A 20,568-nucleotide genomic window follows, 5' to 3' on the forward strand; every position below is an offset into this window, starting at 1 on the left:
CTCTCCACTGTCACGCTGCTATCTGGCCTGCCCTGCTGGATCCTGCCGAGTCGTCGTGTTGACCCGAGGGTCACGCGGGTAGAAGCGCTCGGGCTGCGCTTCTACGTGGTCAAAGTGCTTGGTGTTCTTGTAGGGCATCTTCATGAAGCCCGACACCCCCAGTCCGGAAATCAGTGGCACGGCGGCCAGGATGACATCCAGAAGATGCGCGAAATCGGCTTCACGCCCGGGGTCGAGCAGACGGTAATAACTGTGGATCTTGAGATGATGCGGCAATGCCTCGAAGATCAGCATTCCGGTGTGATGGATCTGATTGAGTTCCGACAGCGCGTTCATGATCTGTTCCGGCAGGGCCAGAAACTCCTCGGGATCCGGGCCATCCTCGAAATAGGAGTGCACTCGTGATTCATCCTCCAGCTCCGGAACGGCGCTGACTTCATAGGGAAAGCGGAGTGCCTCACGCCGAGGGGAGGCTTGCGGCAGCGTGAAGGCGTCCTCGGGGTCGTCGCGCTCCAGGTGCAAGGTATCACGCGCATTGAACAGACAGGCCTTGAACACACCCTGTCGATAGATGGCACGCGCCAGCGCCACCATGTTGTTGACCGCTACCACGAAGGCGGCCTTGAGCGAGGGGTCATGCAGGTGCAGCGCCGTGTCCACGAAGATGCCCTGCGGCTCCCAGCGGATCGCCAGTCCCCCGACGATCGGATACTTCCCCAGCCGGCTCACCGCGGCCAGAAAGGCTTTCTCCGTATCTCCCATGCCCTGCATGAAGTTCTTGTAATAGCGATCCAGCTGGACGTCGTTGACGGCATCCAGCGCATTGGGGTGGTCGCCGTCTTCGAGGTTGGCCTGCGCGCTGTCCATGCCATCGATCTCGAAGGCTTCCCGCAGAAAAGATTTGCGCGAGGTATAGACGACGGTGTCGATGTCGCGGGCGGCAGGCCGCACCCAGACGGGAAGCAGAGAGGGTATCGGCGATGACGGCAGTTCCGGCATGACCAGACGAGCCATTCTCGGCATCTCGCGCAGGAAGTAGTCACCCGCCTGCATGCGCAGCATCGGGTCTTCCGCCAGCATGCCATCCAGCATGCGCGCGAACTCCCGTGGCAGCCCCAGCGCGGTTGCCGGGATGGCCCGCACGCCGAAGCGACACGACTGCCCTGACGCCAGTGCATAGAGTGTCGCGGCCACGCCTTGCTCATCGAAGCGAGGCGAGGACAGCGCGCCATTGAGCTGTTCCTCGCCGATGAAGTAGACATCGCCCAGTCGCGCGTTGGTCTGCTGCAGATCATCCGACATCAGCTGCATCACATTGGTCGTGAGGTATTGCATGTGCTCGTCGAGTTGCGCGAAGACGGCACTGCCCCAGTCGATCAATGCTAGCTGCTCACGCTCGGCATCGAAGACCAGGTTGGACGGCTTGATATCCCCGTGCACCACCGCGGGCGTGTCGGGGCTTGCGGATGACCCACGCAGCGACTTGAGAATCCCGGCAAGCTGACTGGCGACCCTGATCACCAGACGCGGTGACATGCGACCGTGCTTGAGCGAGTACTCCTCGAGATTGATGCCCGGCGCGCGCTCCATGACCAGTATCGACTGGCGGCGAACGCGCTGGTAACTGATCAGGCGCGGAATCAACGGATGCGCGACCTGGTCGAGCATGAAGGCCTCTTCCTCCAGACGGTCCTGCAACGCCTGAGGCAAGGTGACCCGCGTGAACTTGAAGACGTGCTCCTCTCGAATGGCCGTGCCTTCGCCCAGGCGCCACCCGGCAAACACGAAGCCATAAGCCCCCTTGCCGACCAGATGGATTTCGCGATAGCCCAACCCCTCGAGCTGGGCAACGCACAGCGCCACCCAGTCCTTGAGCTTCTTGGCATCATGATGCGAGAGCAGGTAGATGGACTGCTCTTCCGGGATATAGAACTGTTGCAGGCGCTCATGAGCGCGCGTGTCACTCATGGACAAGCGCCTCCCTCATCGAACCCCGTCATGCCAGCGACAGCAGCATCTCATCCGGATGCTCCAGATAGTGCTTCCACAGATTGCTGAAGCGAGCGATGGTACCGCCATCGATGATGCGGTGATCCCCGGCCCAGGTGATCGTCATGATGTCGCGCGCGCAGACATTGCCATCGACATCGAAGCGCGGCAGCCGCTGGGTACGGCCAAGGGCCACGATGGCGACCTCGGGCTGATTGATGATCGGGGCCGCATAGGTGCCGCCCAGAGCACCGATGTTGGAGATCGACAGCGTGCCACCCTTGAGATCCGCCTGCGGGACACGACCATTGCGTGCCGCCTCGGTCAGTCTGGCCACCTCGCGCGCGATCTCGAGGATGCTCAGGCGTTCGACGCCCTTGACGTTAGGCACCATCAGGCCGGCGGCCCCATCGACAGCCATGCCGATATTGCAGCTTGCGTGATAGAGCACCTGGCTTTCATCGTCACTGAGACTTGCATTGAGAATCGGCTCTTCGAGCACCGCCAATGCCGTCGCCTTCATGATGAAGGGCATCAGCGTCAGGCGAGTCCCCTCCTTGTCGGCCCGTGACTTGAGACGTGCGCGCAGCGCGAGCAGCTCCGTCACATCGAGCTCATCTCCGTAATGGAAATGGGGGATCTGGGTGCTGGATTGCACCATGCGTCGGGCCATGACGGCCGCCACGCCCTTGAGGGGGACCTGCCTGGCTTCCAGTCGCGCTGCACGTGGCTCGTGCGACTCGCACGCCACCGGCTCGGCCACCGCCACATCGGGGGACACCGCAGCCGCGGGGGCCACGTCCCGATGGCGTTGATCTGCAGAAGGTGCTGTCGGGCGATCTGTCGCGGAATCACGCGCGAGATAGGCGAGCACATCCTCTTTCAATACCCTGCCGTTGCGACCAGAGCCCGCAATGGCGCTGATATCCAGCGCATGCTCGCGCAGCAGACGACGAACCGCCGGCGTGGCAGGAATGCGCACCTGGGCCGGGGACATGCCTGAGGCACAGGCAGACGAAGCGTGCTGTGCTGAAGCCGGCGCCATCCCTGCCTCCGTGACTGCCTCGTGCGCCACGCCAGATGCCTCGTCGGCCGTGTCATCGCTGTCAGGCACATAAGCGTACAAGGGGGTATGGACACGGGCGTTCTCCCCCTGAGCGTAATGGAAGCGCACGATACGCCCGGGCTCGGAGGCCGTGATCTCGACCAGCGCCTTGTCTGTCATCACATCGACGATCGTCTGGTCTTCCTCGACCTTGTCACCCTCGGCCACATGCCAGGTGACCACCTCACATTCGACGATGCCTTCCCCGATGTCCGGGAGGATGAAATCACGCGAACGTCGTTCACTGACAGCCTCTCCAGCGGCCTGATCCGCGCTGTCGGCGCCCGGCGCCTTCGCTCCGGACGGGGCGTGATCGCCAGACGGCGCTACTTGTCCATCTGCCCCACCTGCTTCACCTGCCCCACCCTTCCCATCCGACTCACCCGCCTCATCCACCGCAAACAGCGGTGCATGCACCCGGGCAATCTCGCCCTCCCGACAATACAGACGAACCACGGTGCCTGCGTGGGGCGCGGGAATTTCCACCAATGCCTTGTCCGTCATTACCTCGGCGACCGCCTGATCTTCCTCGATCACATCGCCTTCCTTGATCAACCACTTGACCAGCTCGCACTCGACGATCCCCTCACCGATATCGGGCAGGATGAAATCATTCATGGCACACGTCACTCCCTGCAACTCATCACGTAAACACAAGCCGTCACCTGGACATGAGCGGTCTCGACATCATCGAGCCTCCGTCAGCAATTCCAGGTCCGTGCTCAGTCATTCAGGCTCAGTCATTCAGGCTCAGTCATTCGAGCTCCATCATTCGGGCTCAGTAATTCAGGCTCTGCTTGATGGCTTCGTATATCTTGAGCTCGTCCGGCAGGTGCTCCTTCTCGAGCACCAGCGGGAACGGTGTGTCCAGACCGGTGACGCGGCGTATGGGCGCTTCCAGATACAGGAAGCAACGCTCTTGCACGGTTGCCGCTATCTCGCTGGCGAAACCTCCCGTCAGCGGTGCTTCATGACTGACCACCAGGCGACCCGTCTTGAGCACGGATTGACATACGGTCTCGAAATCCCAGGGCAGAATGCTGCGCAGGTCGATCACCTCGCAGTCGATACCGTCCTGTTCGGCCAATGCGGCCGCCTTCTCGATGACCTCCATCTGGGCTCCCCAGCCCAGAAGCGTGATGTCGCGGCCTTCACGGATGACCTCGGCGACGCCCAGCGGCAGCTCATAATCCGCTTCCGGCACCTCGCCCACGGAAGCGCGATAGAGACGCTTGGGTTCCATGAACAGCACGGGATTGGGGTCACGGATCGCCGCCAGCAGCAGACCTTTCGCCTGATGGGGGTTACGCGGGATCACGATCTTGAGCCCGGGGGTATGCGCAAAATAGGCTTCAGGTGACTGGGAGTGGTAGAGCCCGCCGGCAATGCCCCCGCCATAGGGAGTTCGAATGGTCAGCCCACCGACATTGAAGAGATCCCCGGAGCGGTAACGGAACTTGGCCGCCTCGTTCACGATCTGGTCGAACGCCGGGAAGATGTAGTCGGCGAACTGGATCTCGGCGACCGGGGTCGAGCCCTGCGCCGCCAGTCCATTGGCGAAGCCGATGATGCCCTGTTCCGTCAAGGGCGTATTGAAGCAACGCTCACGGCCGTACTTGTCCTGCAGATGACTGGTGGCACGAAAGACACCGCCGAATACGCCGACGTCCTCACCGAACAGCACCACCTGTGGATTGGCCGCCATCGCGATGTCCAGCGCGTTGTTGATGGCCTGCAGCATGTTCATCTGCTTCTTGCCTGAGCTCGCGCCGGCTGTCTCACCCGATGCGGGAGTGACGTCGTGACGGGCAGTGGTCGGGGTCGAATCGCTCATGCCGGCTGGCCTCCCTGCTGGCGCTGCTGATGGGCCTTGCGGCTCTGCTCGATCTCATCGGCACTGAACCCCATGCTGCTGGCCCCCTTGGGATAGGCATGCGGGTATTTGCGGATATGCTGCTTGAGGTCTTCCATCTGCGCTTCCAGCAAGGGGGGCGGCGTGTCATAGACATCAGTGATCAGGCTCTCCAGCGGAGGCGGAGCCAGTTTCTCGGCGCGCTTCATCGACTCGAGCACCTCTCGGCGCAGTTGATCGCCGGTAGCCTTCTCCTCCTCCTCGCTCCACCAGCCCTGGGCCTCAAGCCAGTGTCGCATGCGCAGGATGGGGTCCTTGTCGCGCCAGATGGCCTCTTCCTTCTTGCTGCGATAGCCCGAGGGGTCATCAGAGGAGGAATGCGCGGCCAGGCGATAGGTCATCGCCTCGATCAATACCGGCTGATTCGTCTCGACGGCGATCTTGCGCGCCGCCTGGGTGGCTTCGTAGACGGCAATCACATCGTTGCCATCCACGCGGATGCACTGCATGTGATAACCGAAGGCGCGCGGCGCGATGCCATCTGCGGCGAATTGCTCGCAGGACGGTGTGGAAATCGCGTAGCCATTGTTGCGGCACAGGAAGATGCACGGCACACGATGTACCGAGGCCATGTTGAGGGCCGCGTGGAAATCCCCTTCCGACGCGGCGCCCTCTCCGAAGATGGTAATGGTGCATTGCCCCTTGCCCGCCAGCTTCTGACCATAGGCGTAGCCGGTCGCCTGGGGAATCTGGGTCGCCAGCGGTGATGAGATGGTCATGTAGTTCAGATCACGCGAGCCGTAGTGGATCGGCATCTGGCGTCCCTTGCCGTAGTCGCGTTCATTGCCGAACATCTGGTTCATGAATTCATCACAGCTGAACCCACGCCACGCCAATGCGCCCTGCTCGCGATACTGGGCCATGATCATGTCGTCATCCTGCAGCGCGGCCGCACTGCCGATCACCGTGGCTTCCTCACCCGTGCATTGCATATAGAAGCTCAGACGCCCCTGACGCTGGGCAGCCAGCATGCGCTCATCCAATACCCGGATGAACAGCATGGTGTGATAGATCCTGAGCGCTTTCTCGCGCGTGAGACTGACCTCTTCCCCCCCCTCATGCAGCGAGCCATCCTGGCGCAGACGCTGGAAGAGAGGGATACAGAGCTCATCGCCGGTCATGAAGGCGACGCGATGCAGGATATTCGCGGTTTCAGGTGCCAACTGCCGGGAAGTGGGAAGTGACGTCAACTCGGGATGTGCGGTCGGTTCAGAGCCCGAGGCCATCGTGTCAGCCTTCACTGCGTCCGAGGCTGAGGCCCTGGCTGCACTCGCAGACGATGTGGAGGCGGCCGCGAGGGCCTGTTCACGAGTGGCGGGCTCACTGGTGGAGCCATCGCCCTTGCAGGAGCCGGTGGTTCTTGTATGGGACATGCGCATCATCCTCTTTACCGATCAGGTGCCTGAGGCCCCCGCCCGCTCCTTTTGAGAGCGAGCAGGCAGATGGTCTGGCTGAGCCACCCCGGGAATGCAGAGAGAAGCGCTGCGAGGAGGACTCGCGATGCAATACGCTCTCCGGCAATCGCCGATGCGACGTGGTTTCCGTCATGCCTCGTTGCTGTCAGCGTAGTCGAGGTTGTCCAGCCAGCGCTAGAAAGTTGACGTTAACGTAAAAGATAGGTGATTGCAGTGAATAGTACTGCCTGAGCGCTACATCTTTGGTGGAACGATTCGCGGCATAAGCTTATGCAGGATTGGTATGGAAACGCAGAATCCTGCAATGGGACCGCAAAATTACGACTAAAGATGCAAGGGGACCACTCAGGTGGACTGGTAATCTTCCCGCACTAAAACGGTGCCTCAACTTGCGACACCCCCTATCAAGCAGCGCTCGGGTTCTCCTGTGTGCAATGAGCGATCGAGATCGCGACCTCGAATAAGGACAACCACATGAGTGACACTTCACGTCCCAATCTCTGGCGCCGCCTGCCGCTATGGCAGAAGATCCTCGGTGGCCTGGCGCTGGGTATCCTTGCCGGCGCCCTCATAGGTGAGAACGCCAGTGTCTTCAAGCCGCTGGGCGATATCTTCATCAATGCCATCAAGATGCTGATCGTACCTCTGGTATTCAGCACCCTCGTCGTCGGTATCACCTCGATGCGTGACCCTCAGAAGATGGGACGCATCGGTGGCAAGACCATCGCGCTTTACCTGCTGACCACGGCCTTCGCGATTGCCATCGGCATGCTGGCGTCTGCCATCTTCCAGCCGGGTGCCGGTTTCGAATTCAGCTTCGACAAGGCCATGGAAACCAAGGAAGCACCGTCTCTGGTGCAGATCCTGGTGGATCTGGTGCCCAGCAACCCCATTGATGCGCTTGCCAATGGCAACATCATGCAGATCATCGTCTTCGCCATCGGGATCGGCGTCTCGCTGATCATGATCGGCGACAAGGGCGAACCGGTCGTGCGTGTCTTCGACAGCTTCGCGGAAGTGATGTACAAGCTGACCGAGTTCGTGATGGCCTTCGCCCCGTTCGGGGTCTTCGGTCTGATGGCGCATGTCTCCGGCAACTACGGCATGGATGTGCTGCTGCCGCTGGCCAAGGTCATCGCCGTGGCGTATCTGGCGAGCATCGTGCATGTGCTGGTGGTCTACTCCGGCCTGTTGGCGACACTGGGCAAGCTGAACCCGATGCGCTATCTGCGCGGCATCGTCGATGCGCTGGTCGTGGCGTTCTCCTCGGCCTCAAGCTCCGGCACCCTGCCGATCTCGATTCGCTGTGCCCAGAAGAATCTGGGCGTCTCGGAAGGCGTGTCTGGCTTCGTGCTGCCGGTAGGCGCCACCATCAACATGGACGGTACCGCCATCTATCAGGGTGTCGTGGCGCTGTTCATCGCGCAGATGACCGGAATCGAGCTGTCGGTGATGGATTACGGCATGATCGTGCTGACCGGTACCCTGGCCTCCATCGGCACGGCGGGCGTGCCCGGCGCCGGGCTGATCATGCTCTCCATCGTGCTCAGCCAGGTGGGTCTGCCGCTGGAAGCGATCGCCGTGATCGCCGGCATCGACCGCATCCTCGACATGGCGCGCACCACCGTCAACGTCGCGGGCGACCTGATGGTCACCACCCTCGTCGGCAAGTCCGAGAAGGAACTGGATCTGGAGATCTACAACGCGCCGCACAAGCAGTGACGCCACCAGGAGTGCTTGCGACGTCTTTCGTCCGATGGCTCAGGTGACATGTCACATAGGACATGCCACTCATGAGACACCCCAGCCGTACGATCAGTGGCTGACACGAAGAAGCCCCGCTCATCGAGCGGGGCTTCTTGTTTCGTCAGGAGTCTCTCGCCATTTCCTCTCAGACTGTCGCCTCCGGCGGGGAATCGCGCAGCTCACGCCGCAGCACCTTGCCGACATTGGTCTTGGGCAGATCATCGATGAACACCACATGGCGTGGCACCTTGTAACTGGCCAGCTCCTTGCGCGACCACTCTCTCAGCGCATCCGCCTCAAGCTCCGCACCGTCCTTGAGTACCACATACAGCTTGATGGCTTCCCCGCTACGTTCATCAAGAACCGATACCGCAGCGGCCTCCAGGACATCCGGATGCCGCACGATCACGTCCTCGACCTCGTTGGGATAGACGTTGAAGCCGGAGACGATGATCATGTCCTTCTTGCGATCGACGATGCGCATATAGCCATCGTCCTGGAAGACTGCGATGTCACCGGTGCGCAGGAAGCCATCGGCAGTGAAGCTATCCTTGGTCGCCTGCTCACGCTGCCAATACCCCTTCATCACCTGCGGCCCCTTCACGCACAGCTCACCGGGCTCCCCCATCGCGACAAGCTCGCCCTCTTCATCGTAGAGACGCACCTCCGTCGAGGGCATCGGACACCCGATGGTGCCCAGCTGGATGGCGTCCAACGGATTGAACGACACGATCGGCGAGGTCTCGGTCATGCCGTAGCCTTCGGAGATATCACTGCCGGTGACCCGCTTCCACTCTTCTGCCGCCTTGCGCGTCAGCGCCACGCCTCCCGAGGTGGTGATCTTGAGCTTAGAGAAATCCAGTGCCTGGAAGCCGGGGTTGTTGCACAGTGCCACGAACAAGGTGTTGAGCCCCACGAACATGGTGAAGTCATGCTTTTGCAGCGTCTTCACGAAGCCCGGAATGTCCCGCGGATTGGGAATCAGCAGTGAATGATTGCCCTCGCTGAGCATGCAGGCCAGATGAATGGTGAAGGCATAGATGTGATAGAGCGGCAGAGGTGCCACCAGCGTCTCATTCCCGGCCGAGAGCCCCTGGGTCAGCGCCATCTTGCCCTGCAGCATGTTGGCCAGCAGGTTGCGATGCGTGAGCATCGCTCCCTTGGCGACGCCTGTGGTGCCTCCGGTGTATTGCAGGACGGCGACATCATCGAGTGCCAGTGTCGGCCGCTCCCAACGCTCGGCCTTGCCCTGCGAGATGGCCTGTCGCAGCGGGATGGCATCCGGCAAGCGATAACTCGGCACCAGCTTCTTGACGTGCTTGACCACGGCATTGATCAACAGGCGCTTGAGCGGTGGATGCATGTCGCCCAGTTCGCAGACCAGCACGTACTCAAGGCCGGTACGCTCGCGTACCCGCTCCACCTTGTCGGCCATGTTGGCCAGCACCACCAGCGCCCGTGCACCGGAGTCATTGAACTGATGCTCCATCTCGCGCTCGGTATACAGCGGATTGGTATTGACCAGCACCAGCCCCGCACGAATGACGGCGAAGGCCACCACCGGGAACATCAAGGTATTGGGCAACTGGATGGCGACCCGATCGCCCGGCTTGAGATCGGTCTCGTGCTGGAACCAGTCCGCCAGCTGGCGACTGGAAGTTTCAAGCTCTTCAAAGCTCATGGTGCGGTCCATGCAAGTGAAGGCCGGCCGCTGGGCGTGGGTGCGACAGGCGTTCTCGAACATGTCCATCAGGGAATCAAGGCCGGTGAAGTCCACTTCCCGCGAGGAGCGCAGGCACGACATGCCGCTCATGTCGCCTGTCGTTGGCTGTGCTCTCGAAGCGTCGGGCGAGGCATCTGCCACGTGGGAAGGATCTGTAGTCACGTCGTTAGTGGACTTGCCTGACTCATCGGGTCGAGCCGCTAGGGGATCATGCATGGCGTTGCTCCTTGAATAGTACGTGGGGCGCTCGGCGTCACTGCCCCCGCTACCTTGTTGTTGTAAGACGTCGTCGCGCGACTACGTCGTAAGACATCGTGGTGAGGCGCTGCTGGGGCTCCGTCGGGTGGGTGTCAGCCTGTGGGCCCTTCACTTTCGACAGCATAGCCGCAAACCCATGCTGCGCGCCGTTGGCGGAATCGATGGACCTGCCAGCATTGGAACATACGTACGTTTGATATTACCTTGCGACCTTGGTGACATGCGCAGGCTGGCTCTGGAGCAGGGGAACAGCCCTGAGCCCAGGGAGGAAACAGCCCTGACCTAAAGCCGGAAAATCGCTGACATGGATGAGCGAGACCTCGCCTTCTCATCTAAACGCAAGAAACAACGAGGCCCCTGCCCAAGGGGCAGAGGCCTCATGTCTTGCACACCGTACGCACACGTCAGGCGCATATGTCTGGCGCGTAAGCCAGGAACAGGCAACTCAAGAGAGGTCGCGGACCTCGTTCTCGATCATCTTGCGGATATGCTCTTCGTTCTCGATCATCGATTCGCCGTCCTCGCGCAGCGATTTCAACAACCCGATCATCATGGCGATCAACACGAAGGTGAACGGCAAGGCGCCGGCGATCGAGGCAGCCTGCAGGGACTTGAGCGCCTGATCTCCCCCCAGCAACAGCAGGATCAAGGTCACGGCGCCCAGCATCATGCCCCAGATGATGCGTTGCTGAACCGGAGGACGACGACCGAAGGCCAACAGGCGTCCCAGCACCAGGGTGCCGGAATCCGCAGACGTGACGAAGAAGATGATCACCACGACCAGCGCCGCCACCTTGGCTACGGTCGCGGCGATGCCGGGCGTGAGCACCTCGAACGAGTGGTAGAGGGTTCCGGCGTAGTCCCAGTTGGTGACCGCAGCCGTATAGATGCCCATGTCGGCCCCGTACAGGGACTGATAGATGCCCGCCGAGCCGATGACGCCAAACCAGACCAGCGCCACGATGGAGGGGATCACCATCACCCCGAGAATGAATTCACGGATAGTTCGGCCGCGCGAGATGCGGGCAATGAACATGCCGACGAATCCGGCCCAGGCGATCCACCAGCCCCAGTAGAAGATGGTCCAGCCGCCCTGCCAGATGCGCTCGTCCGGCGTGCGCGCCGTCCACAGTGTCATCGAGACGCCATCGGTGAGGTAATCCCCGAGCGCGGTGATGGAGCTCGCGATCAGATAGTTGGCATCGCTCACCAGCAGGAAGTAGGCAAGGATGCCGAGGCATACCCAGGTATTGAAGGTGGAAAGCAGCTTGATGCCACGTGCCACGCCGCTGGTCGCTGACAGAGTGGCGATGGCGCTGATCAGCAGGATGGAGACCACGGTCACCATGCGCGACTTCTCTTCGATGAGGCCCAGTGACATCAGGCCGGAGCCGATCTGCTCGACGCCCAGACCGAGCGTGGTGGCGATGCCGAAAATGGTACCGAACACGGTCAGGATATCGACGGTATGCCCGATGGGCCCGTAGATCCGGTTGCCGATCAGCGGATAGAGGGCCGAGCGCATCGAGAGCGGCAGGCCCTTGCGAAAGGCGAAAAAGGCCAGTGACAGTCCGACGATGGCATACATGGCCCAGGCGATCGTCCCCCAGTGGAAGACGGTGAGCTTGATGCCACCGGCGGCCGCTTCCGCGACGCGGCTGTCAGGCACCGGGAAGCCTTCGTCCCCCGGCATGAGACCACTCGCCAGGGCGGCCTGCTTGGCCTCGAAGAAGACGGCGACGGCCGCCTTGATGTCAGCACTCAGAAACGGATTGCCCCCGCTCCAGTCACTCGCGAAATGGATCATGGGCTCGGACATCGAGAAGAACAGCATGCCCGCGCCGGTACCGCAGCCGAACAGCATCGAGAACCAGGCAAAATTGCTGAACTCCGGACGTTCATCGTCGCGCCCCAGCCGGATCTTGCCGACACGCGAACACATCACGTAAAGACAGACCACGAAGGTCGAGAACATGACCAGTACGTAGTACCAGCCCAGGGTGCTCTCTATCCAGGACTTGATGCCCAGAAACTGATCGCTGGCCGTCTTGCCCAACAGAATCGCATAGAGAATGAAGAACACGGTCATGGTGATCGCGGTGATACCGAGCGTCGAGTTGAGTCCCTTCAGGACACCTCGCTGCTCAATCAGTGCATCCAGTTCCTTTCCTTTCAGCATGTTTCTACCTCGTGACGGGTTGTTATTATCGTTTTTCATGACACCGGTATCGTGGTTCATGACAGCGGATACTGGGGCTCAGGGAACCTCAGGCGCCATGGCGACATTGCGGGCAGATCGCGTTCACCTTCGGTCAGTCATGGGCGAGAACCCTGGCAGGAGACACCACCACGGCATGTCATCTGGCCCCCGCCGGTATGCGACTTTGTGGGAAGAATCCATGCTAGAGGGCCCCCGCTCGCGATACAAATAAGATCTCGACGTCGTCTGGATAAGCAGAGCTAATGCCTGAGCTGAGAAAGCGAGGCCTCAGGTCACGGTCTCTCGACAGATGCACTATCCAGTCCGGCTCATCCGGTCCGTCTCATCCAGACAGACAAAAGCCCCCGCGAGTCAACTCACGGGGGCTTGGGGTCTGACGGTCTCGCGCAGAGACTCGCTGTCAGCCGGCAGACTGGGTCAGGCGCAGCTGGTGCAGGTAGTGCATATGGCGCTCGTACTGTTCGAGCAGATCATTGATCACCTGATCCTTGCTGTAGCCCATCAGATCATAGGACTGGCCGCCTTCCTTGAGGAAGACCTCGGCACGACAGTAATCCTCTTCATCGCCCTCGTCTTCCTGATCCAGATTGAGGTCCGGACGCAGGTGGGAGCGAATGCGCACGCCGTAGATGAAGTCATCTTCCTCGCCATGGCGCGCATTGAAGTAGACGCGATCACGACTGATGGTGACTTCCACCTCCAGCCCCTGACCACGCAGCTCTTCCGCCAGCTCCTGCATGCCCTGCGCGACGGTACCGCGCAGGAACCCCCGCACCATGGCGCGCGTCGGGAAGCTCATCAGGTGCTGGGCACGCTTGCGCCAGTTGCCCTTCTCGCCCATCGGGGTCGCCGCTGCCGTGTTGACGGACAGTGAACGCCGCTTGACGGACTCGAGATTGAGCTGGCGCAGCAGCCCGAAGATCGACGCCAGCAGGATCATCCCGAAGGGCAAGGCAGTGGCGATGGTGGCCGTCTGCAGTGCGCCCAGCCCACCGGCCAGCATCAGGACGATCGCCAGAATGCCCACCGCGAAGGCCCAGTAGATACGCTGCCAGGTCGGAGTATCTTCCCGCCCGCCGGAGGCCAGCATGTCGACCACCATCGAGCCGGAATCCGCGGATGTCACGAAGAACACGATGACCATCACCAGCGCGATCACCGAGGTGATGGACGCCAGTGGCAGCTGCTCGAGGAAGGTGAACAGGGCCAGCGAATAGTTGTCGTTGACGGTATCGACCAGCGCCGTGACGTTCTGCTCCATGATCATCGAGATGGCCGTGTTGCCGAAGATGGTCATCCACAGCAGGGTGAAGCCGGCCGGCACGAACAGCACGCCGATCACGAATTCCCGGATGGTGCGACCGCGCGAGACACGCGCGATGAACATGCCGACGAACGGAGACCAGGACATCCACCACCCCCAGTACAGCAGCGTCCAGCCACCGATCCAGTCGTTGGGCTCATAGGCGTAGAGTTCGAAGGTCTTGCCGACGATATCGGCCATGTAGAAACCGGAATTCTGCACGAAGGCCTTGAGCAGGAAGGCGGTCGGCCCGAGCAGCAACACGAACAGCAACAGCACGACGGCAAGCCCGAGATTGACCTCGGACAGGATGCGGATGCCCTTGTCGAGCCCGGTCACCACCGAGATGGTCGCAAGGCCGGTGATCACGACGATGATCGCCACCTGGGTCCAGTCATTGTTGGGCATGCCGGTCAGGTGCGAGAGCCCGGCGTTGACCTGTGCCACGCCGTAGCCCAGCGTGGTGGCAACCCCGCAGACAGTGCCGACGATGGCGAAGATGTCCACCGCATGGCCGATCGGCCCATGGATACGCTCACCAATCAGCGGATACAGCGCGCTGCGCAACGTCAGCGGCAGTTCATGGCGATAACTGAAGTAGGCCAGAATCAGCGCGACGATGGCATAGATGGACCAGGCGTGAAGTCCCCAGTGGAAGAAGGTCAGCTTCATCGCTTCGCGCGCGGTCTCCACCTCTTCAGGGGTACCGGTCGGCGGATTCAGGAAATGCATCACCGGTTCGGCGACACCGAAGAACATCAGTCCGATGCCCATGCCAGCCGAGAACAACATCGCGAACCATGTGACGTTGCTGTAGTCCGGCAGCGAGTGATCCGGACCAAGACGAATCTCGCCGTGGCGCGAGAAACCGACATAGATCACGGAAATGAGAACGATCGCGACACACAGGATATAGAACCAGCTGACGGTATTGGTGATCCAATGCTGGACCGAGTCAAATACCGACATGGCCGTGTCCGAGAACACTGCCGTGAAGATCACCAATAGCAGGATGATGGCGTTGGCGCAGAAGAAGACTGGCGGATTGACCTTGGCAAACAGGCCTGAACGAGACTCCTTGCCGGGCTCTCCGCCACCCGCAGCAGGGGTTGAACGCATGGGCATTTCCTAGTGGGTGTATTGGCGAGACAGCGTGGGCACTTGATGTCCCCTGGCTGCCTCAACGCGCATATCCATAATGAAAAGTCGTCATCAATGGCGGCGCGGATAATACCACTTGATGGCAACACGCCCAACGCCATGGACACGCCATTGCGGGGTATCACGACATCATCAGATATCATTTCTTTGCGGGTTGCTTGCACACTGAACGAGCGCGGCAGGCGCATAATCGGCGTGACGGATTGATGCAGAGGAGTTGAATGCATGAGCAGAAAAGGATCCACGCGCGGCCTCGCGCTGTCACTTGCCCTGTTGACTGCCCTGCCGGCCGCATCGGCAATGGCCGGTCCGGGGCACCCACGTCTGGATGGCCCGGATATCTTCATCGGGCATAGTGGCCCTGGGCCGCTGGTACGCTGGGCCCCGGGCGGCCCCGGCCACGGGCATGGACTGCCGGCAGGCGCTCGCGGCATCTGGGTTGGCGCCACTCTCTACTACCTGGCGGCGGGCACCTATTACCTCTGGGAGGCCAGCCAGCAACAGTACCTGCCGGTCCAGGCCCCTGCTCCGGCGACGCTCTCCGCCCCCGCGGTGGATGTCATCGCCTATCCCTCCAAGGGGCAGAGCCAGGACCAGCAGGCCAGGGATCGCTACGAGTGTCATCGCTGGGCCAATCAGGAAAGTGGCGCGGATGCCAATTCCGCCGCCCCCCCGGTGACCGCCGGCAATGCCGACACCTATCGTCGCGCATTGAGTGCCTGCTTCAGCGGACGCGGCTACAGCGTGCAATGAGTCAGCCGGCGCGAGTCCCCCCTCCGCATGCATGCAAAAAGGCCCGCCACCTCATCGTGGCGGGCCTTTGCTTGCCTGCTCGCAGAAGACCTGAAGGCCTGGTGACGTGAGTTCTGTGTGGTGAGTTCTGTGTGGTGAGCCCTGAAGCGAAGCGTCAGCCGCGACGCTTCTGGTGACGTTCGCGGTTGTTGTCACGCGCCGCACGGGATTTGCGCAACATCACCAGCGTTGCCCCCAGGCCACCATGACGCTGCGGAGCACTGCTCCAGGCTTGCACCTCCGGCATCTGTTGCAGCCAATGCACCAGGTAGGAGCGAATCAAGGCAGCATGCGATTCGCCATCACGCCCCTTGCCATGGATCACCAGCAGCGAGCGCAATTCACTGCCCCAGGCATCCTGAATGAAGCGATGGACCTCTCGACGACACTCGATCAAGGGCCGACGCATCAGATTGAGCTGTGCCTCAGGGGGGTAGCCGCCCTGACGCAGACGGTCCAGCACGCCCACCTGAATGCCATCACGCCGATACTCGACCGGATCATGCGGCGACAGATGCTCCACGTAACTGTCTGACAACCCATCCAGCTCATTGCCCAGCGCCTTCTGGGCCTCTTCCCGACGGGCCAGCTGTGCTTCGCTCGGTGCCTTGGGCCCCGTGGCCACATCCGCGCGATCCTTGCCACGCGTCAGAGGAGCAACACCTTGCATCTCACGACTGAACAGCGCATCCGCTTCATCAGGGGTGATCTCGCGCGAATGCGCTGCCGACATCATTGCAGGGGAAAAACGTGACATGGCACCCTCCAGTCTTCACCAGGACGTGGCAATCAGGGAGCAGGTCGTCATCAAGACCTGCCAGCGCCCGGGGCGATGGTTGGCCACCCGGGGGCGCAGAGGACGCAAACGACGACGCCCCGAGACAGAGAATGCCTCGGGGCGTCAGCCAAGCTCAAGCGTCCATGCCAAATTCGTGCGTTCACACGTCTGGCGTCATGACAGGATCAGTGACCCGTCTTGAGCTGTTCCCAGTACTTCTGATAGATCGACAGCGCATCGCCGACATCGGTCTGGAACTCGCCACGTGCGAGATCCTGCTGCGTCGGGAAGACCACCGGGTTGTCACGCACCTCGGGGTCCATCATCTCCTTGGCGGCAAGGCTCGGCGTGGTGTAACCCACGTATTCGCTGATCTCCTTGCTGACTTGCGGGCTGATCAGATAATCGATGAACTGATAGGCCGCATCGACGTGACGCGCATTGGACGGGATGGCCATGGTGTCCATCCACAGAATGATGCCTTCCTCGGGATAGACGTAATTCACCGGTACGCCTTCCTCATTGGCCTGGTAGACCTCACCGTTCCAGATCAGACCGGCATCGACCTCGCCCTGCATGAACGGCACACGCGCCGCATCGGAGTTGAAGGCGCGAACATTGGGCATCAACTCGGTCAGCTTCTCGTACGCTGCCTTGATCTCGTCCGGGTCCGTGGTATTGCCGCTGTAGCCCAGGCTTGCCAGCGCGACATGGAAGACCTCGCGCATGTCATTGGAGAGCAGCAGCTTGTCACGGTACTTGTCATCCCACAGATCGTTCCAGCTGGTCAGCGCGCCCTCTTCGACATAGTCCGGGTTGTAACCGATCCCGGCGCTGCCCCACATGTAGGGCACGCTATATTGATTGCCCTTGTCGAAGTCGCGGTCGACCAGGTTGGGATCGAGATCCTTGAAATGGCTGAGCTTGCTGACATCCAGCTTCTGCAGCAGATTCTCGCGCGCCATCTTGTCGATGTAATACGTCGACGGGAAGACGAGATCGTAGCTGTTGTCGCTGTCCAGCAGCTTCAGCTTGGCGTACATCGCTTCGTTGGAATCGAAGGTGGAGTAGATGACATCGATACCGGTCTGTTCTTCAAAGCGCTCGATGACCTCATCGGGCATGTACTCCGTCCAGTTGTAGACGTATAGCACCTTGTCGCTGTCATCCGCGGCCAGAACGGGGGCGGATGTCGCCACGGATGCCAGGCTGACGGCAGCCATCAGGCCAGCGGCGCGCAGCGGGAAACGGGAACCTTGCATGTTATTTTTTCTCCTTGATCAACCACTGGGAAATCACCAGCAGACAGAGTGACAATCCAAGCAGCAGAGTTGCCAGTGCATTCACTTCAGGCTTGAGCCCCAGGCGCACCATGGAATAGATACGCAGCGGCAGAACTTCAAAGGTCGGACCGGTGACGAAGGTCGAGATCACGACATCGTCCAATGACAGGGTAAAACTGAGCAGCCAACCCGAGGCTATCGCCGGCATCAACGCTGGCACCAGCACATGCCAGACGGCTCGTGCTTCGCTGGCCCCCAGATCACGTGCGGCCTCCAGCAATTGCGGATTGATCCCCGACAGGCGCGAATACACCGTGATCACCACGAAGGGCAGACAGAAGGTGGCATGAGAGACCAGCAACGAGAGGTAGCCAAGCTGGATACCCAAGGCGATGAACAGCGCCAGGAACGCGATCGCCATCACGATGTCCGGCATCATCATCACGGTAAACAGCATGCCGTTGAGCAGCGGCTTTCCCCGGAAGCGATAACGGTACAGCGCCGTGGCGGTCAGGGTGCCGATCAGCGTGGCGAGAGTCGCCGCCGTCACGCCCAGCCACAGGGTATTGAGCGCAGCATCCATCAGATTGGCGTTGCCCAGCAGCTTGTCGTACCAGCGCAGACTGAAGCCACCCCAGAGGAATGGATTGCGCGAATCATTGAAGGAAATCCCGATCAACACCAGGATCGGCACGTACAGCAGTGTGAAGATCAGCGTCATGTAGCAACGACTGAACACGCGCAGGGGGCGGCTCAGGCTCATAGTGTCACCTCCCGCTTGAAGAGCTTCACGCTGCGGTAATACGCAAGCAGCAGGAAGGCCATCACCAGTGTCAGCATCACGCTGATGGCCGCCCCGAAGGACCAGTTGTTGGCTTCCAAGAACTGTCCCTTGATGATGTTGCCGATCAAGGGATGACGCGAGCCACCCAGCAGATCCGACACATAGAACATGCCCATCGCCGGCAGGAACACCAGCAGCACGCCAGCGATGATGCCAGGCATGGTCAGCGGCAACACCACATGACGGAAGGTGGCCAGACCATTGGCGCCGAGATCGCGTGCCGCCTCCAGGGTCGGACGGCTGAGCTGCTCGAACACCGCGTAGAGCGGAAGAATCATGAAGGGCAACAGCATGTAGACCAGCCCGATGATCACCGCCTCCTCGGTATACAGAAGCCGCAGGGGAGTATCGATCAGCCCCAGAGTCATCAGCACATCATTGAGCAGCCCACGGGTCGCGATCAGCGTGCGCAGGGCATAGATGCGAATCAGCGAGTTGGTCCAGAACGGGATGATCACCAGCAGCAGCAGCAGCGGCTGCATCCGGGGGCTGGCACGCGAGATCATCCAGGCGAACGGATAGCCGAGCACCAGGCAGATCAGGGTCGTGACCAGTCCGATCCACAGCGAATGGCCAAACACTCCCAGATAGACCGGACTGATCATCTGGCCGTAATTGGTCAGCAAGCCCTGCCAGAGCGTGGCAGGCGAGATGTCGCCACTCAGTAGCTGCCCACTGCCCTCGGGCATCAGGCTGACCAGTACCACCAGCAAGGTGGGCGCCAGTACCAGCACGATCAGCCAGCCCCAGATGATGGTCAGCGTGGCCGTCTTGAAGGGATTGCGCACCACACTCATGCCCCCGCCTCCACGGGGGCATCATCCGGCAGGATGATTTCCCAGTCCGGCACCCAGCTGACCTTGACGCGCTCACCGAGACGATAATCGAAGTCCGGATCATCCTCATCGAAGAACTCGCTGGCCAGCAGCTGCTGACCACTGTCGAGCTCCAGCACCGTATCCAGCGTCATGCCCTTGTAGTTGCGCTCGATGACACGGGCCGCGAAGCCTTCGCTGTCCTCGGCGGACTTGAGTCGCATGTCCTCCGGGCGCAGCAGCACCTGCACTGCCTCGCCACCCAGGTATTCGCGGCCGTGGCTGCTCAGCTCCAGCGACTTTCCCAGCACCTCGACGTGGATGCGCCCCGGCGTTGTGGAAGGCCGCTCGACGCGTGCCGCCAGCTGATTGATCTCGCCGACGAAGCGCGCCACGAACAACGTGCTCGGCGACTCATAGACTTCACGCGGCGTGCCGATCTGCTCGATCCCCCCTTCCCGCATCACGACCACACGATCGGACATGGAGAGCGCTTCCTCCTGATCGTGGGTGACGAAGACGAAGGTGATGCCCAGACGGCGCTGAAGACGCTTCAGTTCATTCTGCATCTGCTTGCGCAGCTTATAGTCCAATGCCGAGAGCGGCTCATCCAGCAACAGGACACGCGGGCGCTTGATGACGGCGCGGGCAATGGCGACACGTTGCTGCTGGCCACCGGAGAGCTGGTCCGGACGACGGTCGGACAGATGCGCCAATTGCACCATTTCCAGCGCTTCACGCACACGCTCGTGGATCTCGGCCTTGGGCACCTTCTCCATGCGCAACCCGAAGGCCACGTTGTCGTAAAGATTCATGTGCGGAAACAGCGCATAACTCTGGAAGACGGTATTGACCGGACGCAGGTGCGCAGGCGTGTGCTGCAATGCCGCGTTCTCGAGCGTGATGGTACCCGCATCAGGGTCCTCGAAGCCTGCGATCAAGCGCAGTACGGTCGTCTTGCCACACCCTGAGGGGCCTAGCAGGGTCACGAACTCACCATCCTTCAAATCCAGATCCAGGCTGTCGAGCACCTTGCGCTCGCCAAACGTCTTGGTGATGGAGCGCAACTTGACCAGTGGGGTCGTCTCAGGAGCAGAGCTATTCATCGGCAGGGGGTCACCTCCAGCGGGAAACGCGCGCGCCTCCCTGATACATGAAATGGCGCACCGGAAATGATGCGCCACACTGTCGAGTCTTCTTCAGTTCCTGCGCGACCTGCACGC

Annotated in this window: 14 protein-coding genes; 2 read left to right on the top strand and 12 right to left on the bottom strand. The window is 61.1% G+C overall.

All coding sequences use genetic code 11. The features are described from left to right. Positions 1-18: 18 nt before the first annotated feature. From PJK54_RS07255 to PJK54_RS07270, 4 genes are all read right to left on the bottom strand, one after another. Complete coding sequence (locus PJK54_RS07255; RefSeq protein ID WP_271302579.1) at positions 19-1,968, bottom strand: serine/threonine protein kinase; 1,950 nt, start codon at positions 1,966-1,968, stop codon at positions 19-21. A 28-nt stretch (positions 1,969-1,996) separates the two neighbouring features. Further along, positions 1,997-3,712 (bottom strand): dihydrolipoyllysine-residue acetyltransferase, encoded by a 1,716-nt coding sequence (locus PJK54_RS07260; RefSeq protein ID WP_271302580.1) that lies wholly within the window; start codon positions 3,710-3,712, stop codon positions 1,997-1,999. Between the two features lie 160 nt (positions 3,713-3,872). Further along, entirely contained in the window at positions 3,873-4,841 is a 969-nt protein-coding gene (locus PJK54_RS07265; protein ID WP_084209720.1) for an alpha-ketoacid dehydrogenase subunit beta, read from the bottom strand. Positions 4,842-4,924: 83 nt separating this feature from the next. Next, positions 4,925-6,127 carry a thiamine pyrophosphate-dependent dehydrogenase E1 component subunit alpha gene (locus PJK54_RS07270; protein ID WP_176494037.1) on the bottom strand — a complete coding sequence of 401 codons (1,203 nt, stop codon included), beginning with the start codon at positions 6,125-6,127 and terminating at the stop codon, positions 4,925-4,927. 768 nt (positions 6,128-6,895) lie between these two features. Between PJK54_RS07270 and PJK54_RS07275 the strand changes: the two genes are divergently transcribed. Continuing rightward, positions 6,896-8,143 (top strand): dicarboxylate/amino acid:cation symporter, encoded by a 1,248-nt coding sequence (locus PJK54_RS07275; RefSeq protein WP_271302581.1) that lies wholly within the window; start codon positions 6,896-6,898, stop codon positions 8,141-8,143. Between the two features lie 169 nt (positions 8,144-8,312). On the opposite strand, the gene PJK54_RS07280 is transcribed toward PJK54_RS07275, so the two are convergent. From PJK54_RS07280 to PJK54_RS07290, 3 genes are all read right to left on the bottom strand, one after another. Then, entirely contained in the window at positions 8,313-9,980 is a 1,668-nt protein-coding gene (locus PJK54_RS07280; RefSeq protein ID WP_077376544.1) for an AMP-binding protein, read from the bottom strand. Positions 9,981-10,593: 613 nt separating this feature from the next. Further along, entirely contained in the window at positions 10,594-12,327 is a 1,734-nt protein-coding gene (locus PJK54_RS07285) for a BCCT family transporter (protein ID WP_271302582.1), read from the bottom strand. 442 nt (positions 12,328-12,769) lie between these two features. Then, on the bottom strand, positions 12,770-14,791 hold the full coding sequence (locus tag PJK54_RS07290) for a BCCT family transporter (RefSeq protein ID WP_077376546.1): 2,022 nt from the start codon (positions 14,789-14,791) through the stop codon (positions 12,770-12,772). 267 nt (positions 14,792-15,058) lie between these two features. On the opposite strand from PJK54_RS07290, the gene PJK54_RS07295 reads away from it, so the two are divergent. Next, a complete protein-coding gene (locus tag PJK54_RS07295) occupies positions 15,059-15,586 on the top strand; it encodes a hypothetical protein (RefSeq protein ID WP_271302583.1) in 528 nt (175 codons plus the stop codon). A 154-nt stretch (positions 15,587-15,740) separates the two neighbouring features. Here PJK54_RS07295 and smrA read toward each other — a convergent pair whose 3' ends face one another. From smrA to potA, 5 genes are all read right to left on the bottom strand, one after another. Further along, complete coding sequence (smrA, locus tag PJK54_RS07300; RefSeq protein ID WP_333781911.1) at positions 15,741-16,382, bottom strand: DNA endonuclease SmrA; 642 nt, start codon at positions 16,380-16,382, stop codon at positions 15,741-15,743. A 206-nt stretch (positions 16,383-16,588) separates the two neighbouring features. Continuing rightward, a complete protein-coding gene (locus tag PJK54_RS07305; protein WP_205632690.1) occupies positions 16,589-17,665 on the bottom strand; it encodes an ABC transporter substrate-binding protein in 1,077 nt (358 codons plus the stop codon). 1 nt (position 17,666) lies between these two features. Continuing rightward, positions 17,667-18,449, bottom strand: a complete 783-nt coding sequence (gene potC, locus PJK54_RS07310) for a spermidine/putrescine ABC transporter permease PotC (protein ID WP_077376552.1) — start codon at positions 18,447-18,449, stop codon at positions 17,667-17,669. After that, a complete protein-coding gene (potB, locus tag PJK54_RS07315) occupies positions 18,446-19,327 on the bottom strand; it encodes a spermidine/putrescine ABC transporter permease PotB (RefSeq protein WP_077376555.1) in 882 nt (293 codons plus the stop codon). The genes potC and potB overlap by 4 nt, the downstream gene beginning before the upstream one ends. After that, the gene (potA, locus tag PJK54_RS07320; protein WP_077376558.1) at positions 19,324-20,451 is read right to left on the bottom strand and encodes a spermidine/putrescine ABC transporter ATP-binding protein PotA; all 1,128 of its coding nucleotides are present in this window, start codon (positions 20,449-20,451) and stop codon (positions 19,324-19,326) included. Before potA ends, potB begins: the two co-directional genes overlap by 4 nt. Positions 20,452-20,568 lie beyond the last annotated feature (117 nt).

Source organism: Cobetia sp. MMG027 (assembly GCF_027947415.1).
Lineage (GTDB): Bacteria > Pseudomonadota > Gammaproteobacteria > Pseudomonadales > Halomonadaceae > Cobetia > Cobetia marina.

Bases quoted from the DNA above. Each gene is read 5' to 3' on its own strand.
- PJK54_RS07255 (WP_271302579.1), bottom strand. From the start codon at position 1,968: ATGAGTGACACGCGCGCTCATGAGCGCCTGCAACAGTTCTATATCCCG.
- PJK54_RS07260 (WP_271302580.1), bottom strand. From the start codon at position 3,712: ATGAATGATTTCATCCTGCCCGATATCGGTGAGGGGATCGTCGAGTGC.
- PJK54_RS07265 (WP_084209720.1), bottom strand. From the start codon at position 4,841: ATGAACATGCTGCAGGCCATCAACAACGCGCTGGACATCGCGATGGCG.
- PJK54_RS07270 (WP_176494037.1), bottom strand. From the start codon at position 6,127: ATGACCGGCGATGAGCTCTGTATCCCTCTCTTCCAGCGTCTGCGCCAG.
- PJK54_RS07275 (WP_271302581.1), top strand. From the start codon at position 6,896: ATGAGTGACACTTCACGTCCCAATCTCTGGCGCCGCCTGCCGCTATGG.
- PJK54_RS07280 (WP_077376544.1), bottom strand. From the start codon at position 9,980: ATGAGCGGCATGTCGTGCCTGCGCTCCTCGCGGGAAGTGGACTTCACC.
- PJK54_RS07285 (WP_271302582.1), bottom strand. From the start codon at position 12,327: ATGCTGAAAGGAAAGGAACTGGATGCACTGATTGAGCAGCGAGGTGTC.
- PJK54_RS07290 (WP_077376546.1), bottom strand. From the start codon at position 14,791: ATGCGTTCAACCCCTGCTGCGGGTGGCGGAGAGCCCGGCAAGGAGTCT.
- PJK54_RS07295 (WP_271302583.1), top strand. From the start codon at position 15,059: ATGAGCAGAAAAGGATCCACGCGCGGCCTCGCGCTGTCACTTGCCCTG.
- smrA (WP_333781911.1), bottom strand. From the start codon at position 16,382: ATGTCACGTTTTTCCCCTGCAATGATGTCGGCAGCGCATTCGCGCGAG.
- PJK54_RS07305 (WP_205632690.1), bottom strand. From the start codon at position 17,665: ATGCAAGGTTCCCGTTTCCCGCTGCGCGCCGCTGGCCTGATGGCTGCC.
- potC (WP_077376552.1), bottom strand. From the start codon at position 18,449: ATGAGCCTGAGCCGCCCCCTGCGCGTGTTCAGTCGTTGCTACATGACG.
- potB (WP_077376555.1), bottom strand. From the start codon at position 19,327: ATGAGTGTGGTGCGCAATCCCTTCAAGACGGCCACGCTGACCATCATC.
- potA (WP_077376558.1), bottom strand. From the start codon at position 20,451: ATGAATAGCTCTGCTCCTGAGACGACCCCACTGGTCAAGTTGCGCTCC.